The 14,722-nt window shown below is 71.7% G+C and carries 13 protein-coding genes and 1 pseudogene; 7 read left to right on the plus strand and 7 right to left on the minus strand.

Annotated elements, in window-relative coordinates:
• Nucleotides 1-501: 501 nt before the first annotated feature.
• Nucleotides 502-1,770 (plus strand): hypothetical protein, encoded by a 1,269-nt coding sequence (locus ABT084_RS20690; protein WP_351045811.1) that lies wholly within the window; start codon nt 502-504, stop codon nt 1,768-1,770.
• 339 nt (nt 1,771-2,109) lie between these two features.
• On the opposite strand, the gene ABT084_RS20695 is transcribed toward ABT084_RS20690, so the two are convergent.
• A complete protein-coding gene (locus tag ABT084_RS20695) occupies nt 2,110-2,541 on the minus strand; it encodes a MarR family winged helix-turn-helix transcriptional regulator (RefSeq protein ID WP_351045813.1) in 432 nt (143 codons plus the stop codon).
• A 131-nt stretch (nt 2,542-2,672) separates the two neighbouring features.
• Here ABT084_RS20695 and ABT084_RS20700 point away from each other — a divergent pair, with 131 nt between their 5' ends.
• The 5 genes from ABT084_RS20700 to ABT084_RS20720 all read left to right on the plus strand — a co-directional run bounded on the left by ABT084_RS20700 (nt 2,673) and on the right by ABT084_RS20720 (nt 7,552).
• A complete protein-coding gene (locus tag ABT084_RS20700; protein WP_351045816.1) occupies nt 2,673-3,446 on the plus strand; it encodes an alpha/beta fold hydrolase in 774 nt (257 codons plus the stop codon).
• Nucleotides 3,447-3,970: 524 nt separating this feature from the next.
• On the plus strand, nt 3,971-4,426 hold the full coding sequence (locus ABT084_RS20705; protein WP_351045817.1) for a helix-turn-helix domain-containing protein: 456 nt from the start codon (nt 3,971-3,973) through the stop codon (nt 4,424-4,426).
• 224 nt (nt 4,427-4,650) lie between these two features.
• Entirely contained in the window at nt 4,651-5,178 is a 528-nt protein-coding gene (locus ABT084_RS20710) for a M48 family metalloprotease (RefSeq protein WP_351045819.1), read from the plus strand.
• Nucleotides 5,175-6,365: an MAB_1171c family putative transporter gene (locus ABT084_RS20715; protein ID WP_351045820.1), complete on the plus strand. Its 1,191-nt coding sequence runs from the start codon at nt 5,175-5,177 to the stop codon at nt 6,363-6,365. Before ABT084_RS20710 ends, ABT084_RS20715 begins: the two co-directional genes overlap by 4 nt.
• On the plus strand, nt 6,362-7,552 hold the full coding sequence (locus ABT084_RS20720) for a cytochrome P450 family protein (RefSeq protein WP_351045823.1): 1,191 nt from the start codon (nt 6,362-6,364) through the stop codon (nt 7,550-7,552). Before ABT084_RS20715 ends, ABT084_RS20720 begins: the two co-directional genes overlap by 4 nt.
• A gap of 16 nt (nt 7,553-7,568) precedes the next feature.
• On the opposite strand, the gene ABT084_RS20725 is transcribed toward ABT084_RS20720, so the two are convergent.
• The 5 genes and pseudogenes from ABT084_RS20725 to ABT084_RS20745 all read right to left on the minus strand — a co-directional run bounded on the left by ABT084_RS20725 (nt 7,569) and on the right by ABT084_RS20745 (nt 10,945).
• Entirely contained in the window at nt 7,569-8,606 is a 1,038-nt protein-coding gene (locus tag ABT084_RS20725) for a PP2C family protein-serine/threonine phosphatase (RefSeq protein ID WP_351045825.1), read from the minus strand.
• Nucleotides 8,607-8,895: 289 nt separating this feature from the next.
• Nucleotides 8,896-9,000: pseudogene (locus tag ABT084_RS20730) on the minus strand (winged helix-turn-helix transcriptional regulator); the annotation flags it as partial.
• Nucleotides 9,001-9,106: 106 nt separating this feature from the next.
• Nucleotides 9,107-9,355: a hypothetical protein gene (locus ABT084_RS20735; RefSeq protein WP_351045828.1), complete on the minus strand. Its 249-nt coding sequence runs from the start codon at nt 9,353-9,355 to the stop codon at nt 9,107-9,109.
• A gap of 355 nt (nt 9,356-9,710) precedes the next feature.
• Complete coding sequence (locus ABT084_RS20740) at nt 9,711-10,358, minus strand: HAD family acid phosphatase (RefSeq protein WP_351045831.1); 648 nt, start codon at nt 10,356-10,358, stop codon at nt 9,711-9,713.
• A 107-nt stretch (nt 10,359-10,465) separates the two neighbouring features.
• Complete coding sequence (locus ABT084_RS20745; protein WP_351045834.1) at nt 10,466-10,945, minus strand: hypothetical protein; 480 nt, start codon at nt 10,943-10,945, stop codon at nt 10,466-10,468.
• 89 nt (nt 10,946-11,034) lie between these two features.
• Between ABT084_RS20745 and ABT084_RS20750 the strand changes: the two genes are divergently transcribed.
• Nucleotides 11,035-12,984, plus strand: coding sequence for an SMI1/KNR4 family protein (locus ABT084_RS20750; protein ID WP_351045837.1), 1,950 nt, complete (start codon nt 11,035-11,037; stop codon nt 12,982-12,984).
• Nucleotides 12,985-13,041: 57 nt separating this feature from the next.
• On the opposite strand, the gene ABT084_RS20755 is transcribed toward ABT084_RS20750, so the two are convergent.
• Nucleotides 13,042-14,598 (minus strand): alpha-L-arabinofuranosidase B, encoded by a 1,557-nt coding sequence (locus tag ABT084_RS20755; protein WP_351045839.1) that lies wholly within the window; start codon nt 14,596-14,598, stop codon nt 13,042-13,044.
• Nucleotides 14,599-14,722: the final 124 nt, after the last annotated feature.

A 14,722-nucleotide genomic window follows, 5' to 3' on the forward strand; every position in this document is an offset into this window, starting at 1 on the left:
CCGGCCTTCGGCCGGAGAGCGTGTGCCAAGCGAAGCCGATCAACTACAGAGAGCGATAGAGCAAAAATCGGCCGCCGCCCGGAGATCTGGCCAATATCCGATGCCGCAGGACTTGCACGTCCATCTGTGACCGTGTGGTTCTGCCCACGGTTCCGCGATGACGCCGAAGATCACCTCAGCAGGTCCACCGGGGAAACAATCCCGCATTGGCACGCCAGATAATCCGCGATGAGTACGCAGGCACCAGGCGATGTTGATCCGACGGCGTCCATGGATCACGAGGTCACAGCAAGGCAAAATTTTGCGCTCACAGCGAGACACCTCCGGCTACCTGCCGGTGGATGCCCTGCGCATCTCTCAAACGGATCCACTGAGACAACAGCGGCTCTGAGACATGCGAGCTGTTCCTAACGGCGGGAAGGTGGAGCCGGGCGAGGCCTTCGAGGCCACGGCGGCGAAGAAGTTGGAGGAGGCGCGGGCCTGCTCGCCCGCCCCGATGCGGTGCTGCTCCTGGGTACCCTGTGTGACGCGCCCCATGGCCACACCCGGGTCACCGAGGTCGCTCGGATCACCGCGTATGAAAGCGAGCCGGTGGTCCGGGAGCCGGACCTGTTCGCCCGGTGGGAGTGGCGCACCCCCTCGGCCCTCCGGTCCCTGCCCCAGCCGCTGTTCGCTGCCTCCGCCCAGGCCCTGAACGTCGTGTGGCCGGGCCTGCTGCCCGACGTGCCCGCGGCCCACCACACCCCGCGCCCCGCCACGAGCGCACTGCTGAAGTGCGGTGAGCCGCCGACAGCGGTCCGGCTGCGGGAGCGGCTCGTACGGCACCTGAATGAGGCCAGGTGCATCAACACCCCTGCTCTACAAGGGGTTTTCACGGCGGTACCGCGCCACGCCTTCCTGCCCGAGCAGCCGATGGAGCGGGCGTACTCCGACGAGGCCGTCGCCACGGTCTGCGACGAAGTCACCGGTCGGTCGATGAGTTCGGTGTCCCAGCCCGCGATGCAGGCCCTCATGCTCCGTTGGGCGGATCCGCGGCTCGGCCACACGGTGCTGGAGATCGGCGGAGGCGGCTACAACACCGCGCTGGCCGCCGAACTCGTCGGTCCCCAAGGGTCGGTGGTCTGCGTGGAGATCGACCCGTACGTCCACGCGCGCACCGTACGGTTCCTGGCCGAGACCGGGTACGCGGAGCGGGTCCGGCCCGTCCTGGGTGACGGCGCGCACGGAGCGCCCGAGCATCTCGTACCGGCGGGCGGCTTCGACGCGCTCGTGCTCACCGTCGCCGCGAACGACGTACTGCCGGCCTGGACTGCTCAGCTCGCCGACGGCGGTCGCCTGGTGCTGCCTTTGCGGATCGGCGGGTTCACCCGCGCCGTCGGGCTGCGTGATCAGGACGGCGCGCTGCACTCGACCGGGATCAGCCCCTGCGGTTTCGTACCCATGCGGGGGGGGCGGCCAGTGGGACGAGACACCGGTCGCGATCGGCGCGTCCGGCTACGGGATCCACTGGGAGGACACCCCGCCGGCCCCGCTGCACGGCCTCGACCAGGCCCTCGCCGCCGGGGGCACCGAGCGGTGGACCGGGGTGACCGTACGGGGCGGCGAGTCGTTCCCAGACCTCCAACTGTGGCTCGCCACCTCGCCGGCCGGCTTCTGCCGCATGACGGGCGATCCGGGGCGGGCCGGGCCGGTACGGCTCCCGAGACGGACGGCCGCGGAAGCCACCGACGGCGGCGGATCGCTGGCCCGCGGCGATCTGCAGGGCGATGACGCCCGAGTCCTGCGCGCTCAGTCCACGGACGTTCTCGAAACTCACCGTGATCTGCGTGGTGTCGGGCAGGGTGACGGTGACGGTCTGGTTGCCGCGCCGGTTCTGCAGTCAGGCGATGAGGGCGGCGCCCAGGGCCGCCCTCACGCCGCCCGGGGCGAGCAGGAGGGGGAGCGGTTCGCCGACCGCTCCCATCTCGCCGGCCCCCGGCCCCCGGCTCCGCGGACCGCGTACGGCCGAGCTGGTCGCGCAGCTCGGGATGGCGCTGCAGCCAGCGCCGCCGGGTAGCGGCGGTCCCCCGATCCGGCCGCGATCCGGCGGCGATCCGGCGGCGGTGAACCTCAGGTGTGCCCCGGCGGAGCCGGGTTGCCGTCGGCCGCCGGGTCGGCTCCGATTCTTCGGAGCAGGTTCAGGAGGGTCGCGCGTTCGGCTGTGGACAGTGCCGTGAACGTTACGGCCAGGACCTCGTCGGCTACGCGGTGCCCGGCTTCCAGGACCTCCTCACCCGCGGGCGTGAGGTGGTGGTCGATGCGGCGCCCGCGGCCCGGGCGGCGCTCGATCAGGCCCTGGGTCACCAGTCGGCCCGCGAGCGCGCCGAACGCCTGCTCGCTCTGGAAGGTCGCGGCGGCGAGCGTGCGGGCGGTCGCCCCGGGTGAGCGGCTGATCGCCCGGAGGGCGTCCCACTGGGCCAGGGTCGTGCCGACCGTCGAGAGGCGGCTGTCGAGGGTCCGGTGCTGTCGGTACTGAGCCTGCTTGACGGCTCTTCCGAGCATCTGCAGTTCACCAAGTTCACCAAATTCACCAAATTCACCAAGCATGGGCTCACCTTACCCCGCGACTAAGCTTGCTTAGTTAAAGATCTTTAGTTAGCGTGAGCACAGCCGCCGACTCTGGAGACCCCGCCATGACAACGCCCCACACCACCACCGCCCGCCCGGACCTCGCCCTCACCCTGTCCGAAGCCGGAGACGGCCGACCCGTACTGATCCTGCACGGAGGCGGCGGCCCGGCCACGGTCGCCGGCCTGGCCGAGCACCTGGCGCAGTCCACGCACACCATCACCCCCACCCACCCCGGCTGGAACGGGACCCACCGCCCCGACCGGCTGCGCAGCATCGGCGCTCTCGCCGCGGCCTACCTGGAGCACCTCGAGGAGCGCCGGATGCGCGACGTCGCCCTGATCGGCTCCTCGCTCGGCGGCTGGGTCGCCGCCGAGATGGCCTCGCGCGACAGCAGCGGAATCATCACGGGCCTGGTCCTGATCAACGCCGTGGGAGTACTGGTCGAGGAAGAGCCGATCACCGACTTCTTCGCGCTCGACGCGCGGGGCGTCGCCGCCCACTCCTACCACGACCCCGAGCGCTTCTACGTCGATCCGACGCATGTCCCCGCCGAGCAACTCTCGCTCCGTCAGGGCAACATGACGGCCATGCGAGCCCTCGCCGGCGACCCGTACATGCACGACCCCGAACTCCTCGACCGCCTGCGGAAGATCGACGTACCCACCCTCCTCCTGTGGGGCGAGAGCGACCGCATCGTGACCCCCGCGTACGGAGCCGCGTACGCGGCCGCCTTCGCCGACGCCCGTCTCGAAGTCATCGCGGAAGCGGGGCACTTGCCCCAGATCGAGCAGCCGGACGCCACGCTCGCCGCGATCGACGCCTACCTCGCGCGGTAGTCCGCTGCGGAGGGTCGGGGTGGCCGCGTCGGCCTCGTACCGCCGACCCCCATCGCCGTATGCGGCGGACACGAATTCGAGGCCCCGCGCACGGGGGATGACGCGGGGCCTCTCGCGCAACCATAGCGCGCCCCGACCCGCGAGCGACGGGCTACGGGCTACGGGCTACGGGCTACGGGCTACGGGCTACGGGCTACGGGCAACCGTCACCGGCTCACCTGCCCGCGCGCACCTCGCGGCGCGACCTACCGCACCACTCTCCGCGCAATCCGCCGCGCGACCCTCCCACAAAAAGGCCGGCCGCGCGCCGGGTCGTCGGCCGAGCTCACCCCCGTGAAGCTCGACCCCGACCCGGTCAGCGCGCCGCGCGCCACTCTCGACACTTCAGTGGCGCCGAAGCATTGATAACGTACACCAGAGTGACGATCCGGCGTCAACCAGAGTGTTGCCGGTGCCAGCCCAAGAGGCTTCGAGAAACACTGTGGTGGGCACATGCTCGGCATCACGTCAAGGAGGTCGTGTACATGGAGGATGACCAGTCGCCCACCTTCGCCCAACTCCTGGACCACCTCTTCCGCGAGGTGCACCCCCCTTCCCGGGGGCCGTACACCTACGCGGAGGTCGCCGAGGGGATCCGTAAGGCCGCCACCGGGGAGGGGCGCGGGGTGACGGCGAGCGCCATCCAGCAGCTGCGCACGGGCACCAAGCGGAACCCGACGCGGCACACCATCAAAGCCCTGGCCGACTTCTTCGGCGTACCGGCGGGCTACTTCGTCGACAGCGCGGCGGCCGAACGCACCAGGGCCGAGATCGATCTCCTCGCCGCCATGCGCGATCAGGACGTCCGCAAGGTGGCCCTGCGCGCCAACGGCCTGAGCGTCGACAGCCTGAAGATGCTGTCCACCGTGATCGAGCAGGCCCGGAAGCTCGAAGGACTCACCACCGACGACCCCGCACAGGGCCTCAACCTGGACGACTGACACAAACGACACACACGACACCCCCCGTGGCCGCCCATCGGCAGGGGGGCATCAGGCGTTTCCCGGCACAAGCCCGGCAACCCGGGCCGCGCGGCCCGGCCGCGGCGCCACCCCGCCCTCAAAACGGAGTCGCGAACATGTCAGCATGGGGCGCGCGTGCCGGGCCGCCGAGGAGAGGTTCGCCCAGGCCGACCACCCCCGACCGGCGTCACCAGAGTGAGGACATGGACCTTGAGCAGCTTCGCGCCACGTGTGAGGCGCGCGTCGAGGCGCTTCGGCTCCCGCACCGCTTCAGCACCCGCGACCTCCGCGACGCCGTGGCCGAACTGCGCGGACGCCCCATCATCCTGCGCCCCCTGAGCACCCTGGGCGCCATGGACGCCCCGTGCGGCATCCGCCTGGAAACCCCGGACGCCGACCTGTTGTTCTACGAGGAGGCCACCTCGCCCCTCCACCAGAACCACATCCTCGCCCATGAGATCAGCCACATCATCTGCGACCACCCCGGCAGTCTGGAACTGGACCAGGACACCCTGCGGACGATCGGTTTCAGCCCCACCCTCGTCCAGCGCATGTCCGGCCGGACCAGCTACACCAGCGAGGACGAACGCGAGGCCGAGGTGATGGCCAGCGTGATACGACAACTCATGTACCGGGGGCGCGAAAGCCCGTCGAGCCGTCCCGCCAGCGGGGCCGAGAGCTGGGACGCCCTGTTCGCCGAGCCACACAGGAAGAAACGCCACCGGAAATGATCAACATCCTCTTCACGGGCACGGCCGTCGTGCTGCTGTGTTTCGCCGGCTACTGGGTGCGAGGCCGCGGCGGACACCGCCCCACGGGCACGTGGGCCATGGCGGCGCTGCTCACCTCGTTCGCCCTCGCCTTCGCCTCCTACGCCCCCGCGGTGGAGCGCGCGGTCGAATCGGTGGTCCCCCACGTCGCCCGGCTCCTCAGCAACACCTTCACCCTGACGGCGGCCACCTCGGTCCTCGCCTTCCTCTTCCAGCTCAACCTGGAGCGCGAGCGGGCCCGTCGGCAGATCCGGCTGCGCGTCATCGCCCTCGCGGCGTCCGTCGCGGGCATGACCGCCTTCTTCTTCGCCGAACAACTCACCGGTCGAAGCCCGGTGTTGTACGCGTGCTACGTGCTCATCTACATCTCCTACCTGGGGTTCACGGCCAAGGACTTCCTGCTGCAGACCTGGGCCCAGTCCCAGCGCTCGGCCCGCCGCAGTCAGCGCTGGGGCCTGCGCACGACCTCGGTCGGCTGTGGCTTCGCCCTCGCCTACGCCGCGTACAAGCTCTTCGCCCTGGTCTCCATCGGCCTCGGCCTGGGGCTCGTACCCGACAACGCCCGGTGCTCGAGCCTGGTGACCCCCTTCCGCTGCACGTTCAGCGTGACCGCGCCCGCCGTCGCCGTGCTCCTCATCACCATCGGCCTCACCCTCCCCGCCCTGCTGTGGCCGCTCAGCCAACTGCGCCGCCGCCGCTGGGAACGGAACTCTTTCACCGCGCTGGAACCGCTGTGGCGCGAGGTCACCTCCGCGGTCCCCGAAGTCGTACTCGACCCGGGCACCACCGAGGCCGACGCGCACGACCTCGACTTCCACCTGCACCGCCGGGTCATCGAGATCAACGACGGCGTCCTGGCCCTGCGCCGGTACCGTCAGGCGTCGGTACGGGACGCCGCGGCCGCCGAGGTCGCCCGTCGGGGCGCGGGCGAAACCCCCGGGGGCGAAGCCGAGGTGGAGGCGGCGGTCATCGCCGCGGCCGTCCACGCGAAGCGCACCGGCCTGCCGCTCGACGGCGACGAGGCTCCGCCCGCCGCCGGCACCCGCTCCCGCAAGGGCGACCTTCCGGCGGAGACCGCGTGGCTGCTGCTCGTCGCGGACGCGTACGGGCGACACCCGGCCCTCGAGACCGCGGGCGCGGCCTCGTGAGCGCCCCGCGGCAGGACCCCCTGCGCGACCCGCGGTTCTTCGCCGACCCCTACCCCACCTACGACCGGCTGCGCGAAGGCTGCCCCGTCCAGCGCGTCCCCACCGGCTCCGGCGGGCACCACACGTACCTGATCACCGGTCACCCCGAGGCCCGCGAGGCGTTCACGGATCCCCGCCTGTCCAAGGACACGGCCCGCTTCTTCGCCGACCGGCCCTCGAACCGCGACCTGCACCCGGCGATCTCCCGCAACATGCTGGCGAGCGATCCTCCCGCGCACACCCGTCACCGGCGGGTGGCGACGCCCCTGTTCACCACCGGACGCGTGCGGGAACTGCGCCCGTACATCTCCCGGATCGTCGGCGACCTCACGGCCGCGTGGCGACCGGGCACGGAGGTCGACCTGGTGGCGGGCCTGGCGGTACCGCTGCCGGTCACCGTCGTGTGCGAGCTGCTGGGTGTGCCGGAAGCCGACCGTGCCACGCTCGGCGGCTGGTCCCACGACCTCTTCGACGCGACCGACACCGGCCTCGTCGACGCCGCGTCACACCGGATCGGCGACTACCTGACCGATCTCGTCGACACGGCCCGCGCCACCCCCGGCGACGGCCCGCTCCACTCCCTCCTGCGCGACTGCGACGCGGGCGGCCTCGACCGGGACGAGACCGTCTCCCTCGCCGCCCTCCTCCTGGTCGCGGGGCACGAGACCACCACCCAGTTCATCAGCAACGCCGTCCTGGCCCTGCTCCGGCACCCGGAGGCGTACGAGCGCCTGCGCCGGGACCCGGACCTGATCCCCGGGGCCCTCGACGAACTGCTCCGGTTCGACTCCCCGGTGAGCGTGGCCACCTTCCGCCACAGCACGGAGGACCTGCGCGTCGGCGGGGTCGACATCCCGGCGGGCCACCCGGTGCTCATCGCCCCCGGGGCCGCGAACCGCGACCCGGCGGCGTTCCCCGACCCGCACCGCCTCGACCTCGACCGCGACGCCGGCGGCCACCTCTCCTTCGGGCACGGCATCCACCGCTGCCCGGGCGCCCCCCTGGCCCGGGCCGAGGCGGAGATCGCCCTGCGCACCTTGGTGACCCGCTTCCCGCACACGCGCCTGGCCGTCCCCGAGGAGTCCCTGACCTGGCGCCGGACCCGCCTCACCCGCGGTCTGACCACCCTCCCCCTCACCCTCGCGTGACGGGGGACGCCGTACCTCAGGGCTCGCCCAGGCGTACGGCGAGGGCGGCGATGTCGTCGTCGAGGCGGCCGTGGCTGTAGCGCAGGAGGTCGCGGTGCAGGGCCGTGAGCAGTTCGAGGGGCGGGGTCCGCGGCTGTCGACGCATCCACGCTGCCAGCGGGAAGAACTCACCGTCGCGGGCGCGGGCCTCGGCGATGCCGTCGGTATAGAGGAGCAGCAGGTCGCCGGGGGTGAAGTCGAAGGTATCGACGCTGTAGTGATCGCCGATCAGCTCCGCGAGGCTGAGCAGCGGAGAAGGCGTCTCGGACTCCAGGACGCGGAGGTTCCCGCGGTTGAGGAGCAGTGGCGGAGGGTGACCGCAGTTGAGGATGCCGATACGGCTGCCCTCGTGCGGGATCTCGACGAGGAGGGCGGTGGCGAAGCGCTCCATCGGCCCCTCGGGGGGAAAGGCGGCGTTGTACCGCGTGCTGCTGACATCCAGCCGGCGCGCGACGCTGACCAGGTCGGCCTCGACGTAGGCCGCCTCCCGGAAGGCGTTGACGATGGCCGCGGCGGCCCCCACCGCCGGCAGGCCCTTGCCGCGCACGTCACCGATGAGCAGCCTGGCCCCGAAGGGCGTGTCGACCACCTCGTAGAAGTCCCCGCCGATGCGGGCCTCGGCCGCGGCCGCGAGATACAGCGACTCGATCTCGACGCTCCCGAGGCGGCGCGGCATGGGGCTCAGCACCACCTGCTGCGCCGCGTCGGCGACGAGCCGCACCTGGAAGAGGGTGCGCTCCCGCTGGAGCCGGACGTGGCTTCCGTACGCGGCGGCGACGGTGACCGCGATGATCCCCGCGGCCGTCCACCACGTCCCCAGATCGGGGAAGACCATGCCGAGGCCGATCATCAGAAGAAGGCAGACCGTCCCGAGCAGGACGGTGGGGAGCACCGGCCACATGGCGGCGGCGAGGGCCGGCGCCGCGGGCAGGAGACGGCTGAAGGCCAGCTCCGGCGGGGTGGCGTAGGCCAGGCTTGCGATGACGACGGTCAGCATGACCGGCGACAGCCGCACAAACCTCCCCGGGCCGTGGCGACGTCGGAGCCGCGACCGTCCAGACTCGATCACACCTCACAGCGTATCCACGCAATCCGGATATAGCGCCCTGGCGATCGAAGTCGGCCCCGACAATGTGACCGCCTGCTCACTCAACGTGACCGGCACGCGCCTGTCAGCCCAGTCGCCCCCTGGCCCGGCCATCCCTGGGGAATCGATCCTGCTTACGCCGGTCGAGTGTTCGTGCAACAGCTGAGGACTCGCGCGGACAGGGACCGGCCCACCCAGATCACGGGCGGCCGGGTCACGGCGGCACCGTGGGGTGCACGGTCCGCTCCAGCAGCCCGTAGCGCTCCAGCATGCGCAGGTTCTGGGTGAGCATCTTGTGGCTGATGCCTTCGACCGCGCATCTGGTCGAGGTCGAAGCCACCGCGGTCCTCGACCGAGCCGGAGGAGCCGGGCGTGGCGCGACAACACGCCGTACGGCCCTCGCGGGGCCGTACGGCGTGGACTTCCGGTCAGCCGCAGTCGTCGCCGTGCCCGCCGCCCCAGTCGTCATCGTCGTCATACCAGCCGTGGTGGTTTCCGCGGTCGTTGTGGTCCCAGCCGCCACCGTGGTGGTCCCAGCCGCCACCGCTCACATACGTGGCGGAGTGCGTCGGGGTGGCCGCCGAGGCGGTCCCGGCTGCTCCGAGAGCGGCGCCACCAGCCATCAGGACACCGATGGCGGACACCGCGAACAGTCGCTTCACTCTCAGTGCTTGCATGATGAAAGCCCTTCTCATTGGCTACAACTCACAGGGGGATAAGCCCGGTTGCCTCCTTGCGCATGAGTCTGCGTGTGCCTGTGCGTGCGAGTGCGTACGGGTCATACGGATAGCCCCGTCGATGCGGCGAGCGCAGCGTAGCTGCGACGTCAACGCGGTCCCGTCGGACCGCGGACCTTTTCGAGAAGGCGCGCCGATTGCTCAAGCTCCGCGCCGTGGCCCATCACAGCGGGTAGCGTTCCCCGCTCTTGCGGCTCTCCTCTACAGATGCTAATCACCCGCCCGCGGCTCCGCATCCGGGGCAGGGAATCCCTTCGCCGCCCGCGCGGTCGGCGCCGCGCGGGGGCGGGGTGGGTCAGGACAGCTTGCCGTCGTAGTCCGGGAGCTTGACGGTGCGCTCGGCGTGGCCGCCGGCGAGGTCACTGTCGTTGTTGCCGATGTTGGCGATGATCGTGTAACCGCGGGCCTCGATCTCGGCCCGCTTGCTCGTCTTGTAAGCGCTGACCTGCGAGAAGAGATCGGGCAGGTCGCGGACGTACAGTCCGGAGACCGGGTAGCCGACGGCCTTGAGGTTGTGCTCGGTCAGGGAGTAAATGATGCCGGGGCGGGCGGTGACGAAGAAGATCGCCACGCCCCGGTCGTTCGCGTACCGGGTCAGGTCGCGGACCTTGGAGATCGCGGGGGTCGGGAAGGTCCAGAACCAGTGGAAGTCCGTCTCCAGCGAGGAGTTGTCGATGTCGAGGACGATCGCCGGCTTCTCCCCGGCGGGGGAGGCGGCGATCCGCTGCTCGATGCCGGGGCGGGCGGCGTCGATGACGGAGGCCACGTCGCGCTGCCAGGTCGCGTAGTCGACGCCCTGAATGGCCGCGTTGCCGCCGGGGGCGGAGGCGGCGGGCGCCGCGATGGCCGGGGCGGCCTCGGCGGCGGTGGCCGGCAGCAGGGTCAGGACGGTGGCGGCGACGGCGGCCGCGGCGGCGGTGCGGGCGCGGTGGGCTGCGAGCATGTGGGGCGCTCCTCGATCAACTTGGCATGTACGCGATCAGATTGGAGGAACGCCGCAGCCATGTCTACCGGTCGGTAGGAAACAGTTCGTGGCCGCCCGATGAATGATCACTTCCCCTCACCGCCGACGGTGCGCCCCGCTCGGGGGAGGGCGCAGTTCAGGCCCTCGCAGGCTCCCGCGCGGGCAGGGTCGAGGTCCTCGGCCGCGCGGTCCGGGGGCTCCCTGGAGTGCCGGCGGAACGCCCCCGCGGTGGGGGCGCGGTACGCGGGACGTGTGATGACGAGGGATCTGACCACCGTGCTGTACGTGTCCAGCGCCAACCGCACCGGCCTGCCGCCGGCCGCGTCCGCCGGGGCGGCACGGGCGATGTTCCCGCGGACCGCGGTCCTCGACGGCGGAGCGTTGGCGGGGCCGGCGTCCGGGGCGGTCGCGCTCGCGAAGGCGGGTACGGGTACGGGTACGGGTACGGGTACGGGTACGGGTACGGGTGCACGTACGGGACCGGCGACGGGCCGCAGGGCCATGACCACGCTGCGGCTGGAGCGCGACGGGGCGCTCTGCTCCACCGCCGCGGCGCGCAGGACCACCCGTACCCGACGGCGCGGTCCTACCTCGCCGGCCTCCGCGGGCGTCTGGAGGCGGGGCCGTTGTCGGTGCCGGGTGACACCCTCGGGGCATGAGTGACGAGTCTTTCGGCTGGCACGATTTCCTGGGGCGGTGGCAGGAGGAGTGGGTCCCGCGCGCGAACGCGGACGCGGAGAACGACGAGGCGGAGGACGACCACGAGCGCGGTCGCAGTGCCGCGCTCCTCGGCCGGCCCGGCGCCGACGAGTCGGCGATCGCCGCGGCCGAGGAGCGGTTGGGCCGACGGCTGCCGCCCTCGTACCGGGCGTTCCTGGCCGCGAGCGACGGATGGCAGGTGGACCAGACGGCCGGGGTCTACCGGCTTGGCGGCGCCGCGGACGTCGACTGGTTCGGGGACCCGTTCGACATGACCCCGATGTACGAGGAGGAACTGGGCGACGACCCGCGCCAGGAGGACGTCCTGATGGCCGGGATGTGGCGCCGGGCACTCCGGCTGGAGACGGAGTCCGACATCACCTACGCCCTCCTCGACCCGGGCGACCGGGACGCGGACGGCGAGTGGGCGCTCTACGTCTACAAGGGCTGGAGCGGCGAATTCCCCGACCGCTACCCGTCGTTCCGGGCGTACATGGAGGCCATGTACCGCGGCTTCCACGCCGATCGGGTGGAGCGGGCCGACTTCGTGAACGCGACCACGCGCGCCCAGGACGGCCGTGTCGAGGAGGCCCGCCTGCTCGCCCTGCGCGGACGGTACGAGGAGGCCCTGCCCCTGCTGGAGGAGGCGGCGGCCTTCGGAAGGCCCCGCAGCGCCGTCCTGCTGCGCCAGCTCCGGCAGTTGTCCGCCCGCGGCGGCTTCCACGGATACGGCGGGTACGCCGGTTACGGCGACCTGGTCGCGGACCCGCGCTACCTTCCGGAGATCCTGCCGGTGGAGGCCCTCGAGCCGGCCCGCGGCGAAGGGCGGCCGGGCGGCGACGACCACTGGCTGGGGATGATGGCCGCGCGCGGGGCCGCCCGGGAGGCCGCCGAGGCGGTGCTGAACGGGATGCGGGACGGCACCTACCGCTACGCGCCGCCCGGGGCCTGGGGCCGGTCCGTGGCCGAGGCCCGGGAGGTGGCCCGCTGGGGGGCCACCGACACCGCGTGGCGGGTGCTGCGGGAGGGGCTCCCCTCGTGGGAGGCGCCCGGGCCCTGCCTGATCGCTCCGGTCGGCCTGCTCGCCGATCCGGTCCTGGGCCCGCTGGTCACCCCGGAGCGCGGGCGGGAGCTGCTCTCGACGCCGCGGTCCGGGGAGAGGGGACCCGCTCCCGAGCCGCTGCCCGGTCTCGACCCGCCGGGCCTCCTCTGGCTGACCGGGACCGCGGGGAACCGCTGGCCCGAAGGCGGGTACCGCTGTGTCTGGGTCGAAGGAGGCGACCCGCCCCGGCTGCCCGCCCTGATCGGCGAGGAGGGCGCCGTACTGGGGCCGCCCACGGATCGCTTCGGGTCCTGGCGGGCGTTCGGGCGGCACGGGCGCGAGGACGTGCCGATGTGGGAGGACCGGGCGCCGGTCGCCGTCGGCCGTACCGCCGGAGGCTGGGCCTTCGCCTTCGACGGCGACGCCCCCCACCTGAACGAGCGGTTCGTCTCCCCCGCTCCGGCCGCCTCCGCCGCGGGCCGCGCGGTGGTGGTGTGGCGCGAGCCGAGGAGCTCCTCCCCCGGTGGGGCCCCGGCCGCGTTCCATCTGTCCGTGGCCGAAGGGGGCGAGGAGGTGTTCGCGTTCACCGTGCGGGGCACGGAGATCGAGCGCTCCGGCGCCGTGCCCGACGCCCTGGATCCCGTACGGCTCTTCCGCGCGGAGGACACCGAGCCCGAGAACGAACGCCGGGTGCTCGCAGCCCTCCACACCGAACTCGGGCTCACGCTGCCCCGCTTCGCGCTGACCCGGGGCAGGCTCAGCACCTTCACCACCCGGTCCTGGACGCGGGCGCCCCGTGAGGGCGAGTCGTACGCCTGCTTCACCTTCTCCCGGGTCCGGCCCGGCAGGGGCGGCGCGGATTGAGTGCTCGGGGCGGGCGTGGTTCCCGCAGGCGGCCGGGCCCGCCCCGAGCGGGGTGGGTCAGCTCCAGGGCTGGGTTACCAACCAGCTGGTGTCGGCATTCCAACTGGTGCTGCTGTCCCAGGCGTTGGAGCCCCCGTTGCCCGCGACGTAGAGAGAGTAGTTGTAGTGGCGCAGGTACTTCGTCGGGAAGTTCGCCGACTGGAAGGAGTAGCCCGTCCCGCTGTTGCCGGGCGTGGGACAGAAGGTGGCGTCCTGGGCGAACTCGCTCCCTCCGTCGTCCACGCCGAGACGGAGCGCGAAGTTGTAATGCCGCAGGAACCGGCCCGGCTTGTCGGACGACTCGAAGGTGAGGCAGGAGTTGTTCGCCAGGCCGGCGCGGACGGTCCAGGTGGCGTCGGCCTTGAGCGTGGCCGGACTCGAGGAATCAACGGCCGAGATGCCGACCTTGTCGTCCGCGTCGGCATGGGTGAGGGAGTCGACGGTGCAGCAGGCGGTGGTGGCGCGCAGCGACACGCGTGAGCCCGGGGTCAGGGTTCCGGTGCCGGTGGCGGCGCTGCTGTATCCGGCGGCGGCGATGTTGGCCTGGACGGCGTTCTCGGTGGCGTCCGAGGGGTAGCCGGAGGTCATGACGCCCTCGTAGAAGGTGCCCGCCGAGCCCTTGCTGTTGTCGCCGCCGATGCCGAGGATGATCGCGCCCTCCTTGTGCATCGGGTGGTAGCCCGCCGCGTTGGGCCGGGCCCCGCTGTAGTACGTGGACAGGCCCCCCGACTGGGCGTTGCCCGCGCGGATCGCCCACTGGTTCGGGGCGCCCTTGACGATCGCGGTCAGGAAGCGGTGGCTGACACTCGGGTCGTTGGCGTTGTAACGGGTGTTGACCCCGGAGAACAGGCCGTTCTCCAGGTCTGCCATCACCCACGGGCCGTCACCGGCGCCGTATCCCCAGACCTTGATGTTGCCGAAGTAGATCGCCTCCATGTGGCCGTTGCCGGTGTCGTTGCTGCTGGTCTCGGCGTTGCCGTAGTCGAAGCAGCAGCCCCCGTTGTAGTGCGTTCCGTCCAGGACCGCGTACATGCCCTCGGGCTGGTCGTCGACCGCGATGCCGTTGGTGTGGTTGTTGCGGTAACCGGTTCCGGGCGCGACGTAGACGCCGTACGCCTTGTGGCCGCCGGCCAGCGTGACCGGGGCCTCGACCGCGTTGGCCAGGTTGTCCGGCCCGCCGGCCGCCCCGCCGGCGGGCGCCTGGGTGAGGTGGTTGCCCTTGCCGGACTGGTCGTAGAGGACGGTGATCACGCAGCTGGTGCCGACGCAGAAGGCGTCCTGCGCGGCGGCGTCGGCGTAGCCGCCGGCGCCGCGGACGCCGATGTCCTTCACCGCGCCGTCCTTGGCGCGCTTGACCTGGTAGAGCGCGCCGCCGTACGTGCCGTACAGCGAGCGCGTGGTGCTGTGCGCCGCCACGCAGGGGGTACCGCCCGCGGCGTAGATGTCGCACGGTCCCTGCGTGGCCGCCTGAGAGGTGGCGGCCGTGCCGGTGAGGACACCGGCGGTGAGTGCGACCGTCGCTCCGGCGGCGAGAAGGGTGCGCCGCGCACGGCGGATCAACTGATGGAAAGCCATGAAGAGCTCCTGCACGGGTGGGGAAAGAGCTGTTTTGTGAGCGCTAACAATTCCGCGCACGAGTGAGACGATGCGGAAAATCCAGCGGAGGAGTTGAGCGGCTCACGTCAAGTCACTCACTATC

Origin of the sequence: Streptomyces sp. NPDC002138, from assembly GCF_040296485.1 — a bacterium.
Lineage (GTDB): Bacteria > Actinomycetota > Actinomycetes > Streptomycetales > Streptomycetaceae > Streptomyces.

Coding starts and splice junctions, on each gene's coding strand:
- ABT084_RS20695 (WP_351045813.1), bottom strand. CDS start 2,541: ATGCTCGGAAGAGCCGTCAAGCAGGCTCAGTACCGACAGCACCGGACC.
- ABT084_RS20700 (WP_351045816.1), top strand. CDS start 2,673: ATGACAACGCCCCACACCACCACCGCCCGCCCGGACCTCGCCCTCACC.
- ABT084_RS20705 (WP_351045817.1), top strand. CDS start 3,971: ATGGAGGATGACCAGTCGCCCACCTTCGCCCAACTCCTGGACCACCTC.
- ABT084_RS20710 (WP_351045819.1), top strand. CDS start 4,651: ATGGACCTTGAGCAGCTTCGCGCCACGTGTGAGGCGCGCGTCGAGGCG.
- ABT084_RS20715 (WP_351045820.1), top strand. CDS start 5,175: ATGATCAACATCCTCTTCACGGGCACGGCCGTCGTGCTGCTGTGTTTC.
- ABT084_RS20735 (WP_351045828.1), bottom strand. CDS start 9,355: ATGCAAGCACTGAGAGTGAAGCGACTGTTCGCGGTGTCCGCCATCGGT.
- ABT084_RS20740 (WP_351045831.1), bottom strand. CDS start 10,358: ATGCTCGCAGCCCACCGCGCCCGCACCGCCGCCGCGGCCGCCGTCGCC.
- ABT084_RS20750 (WP_351045837.1), top strand. CDS start 11,035: ATGAGTGACGAGTCTTTCGGCTGGCACGATTTCCTGGGGCGGTGGCAG.
- ABT084_RS20755 (WP_351045839.1), bottom strand. CDS start 14,598: ATGGCTTTCCATCAGTTGATCCGCCGTGCGCGGCGCACCCTTCTCGCC.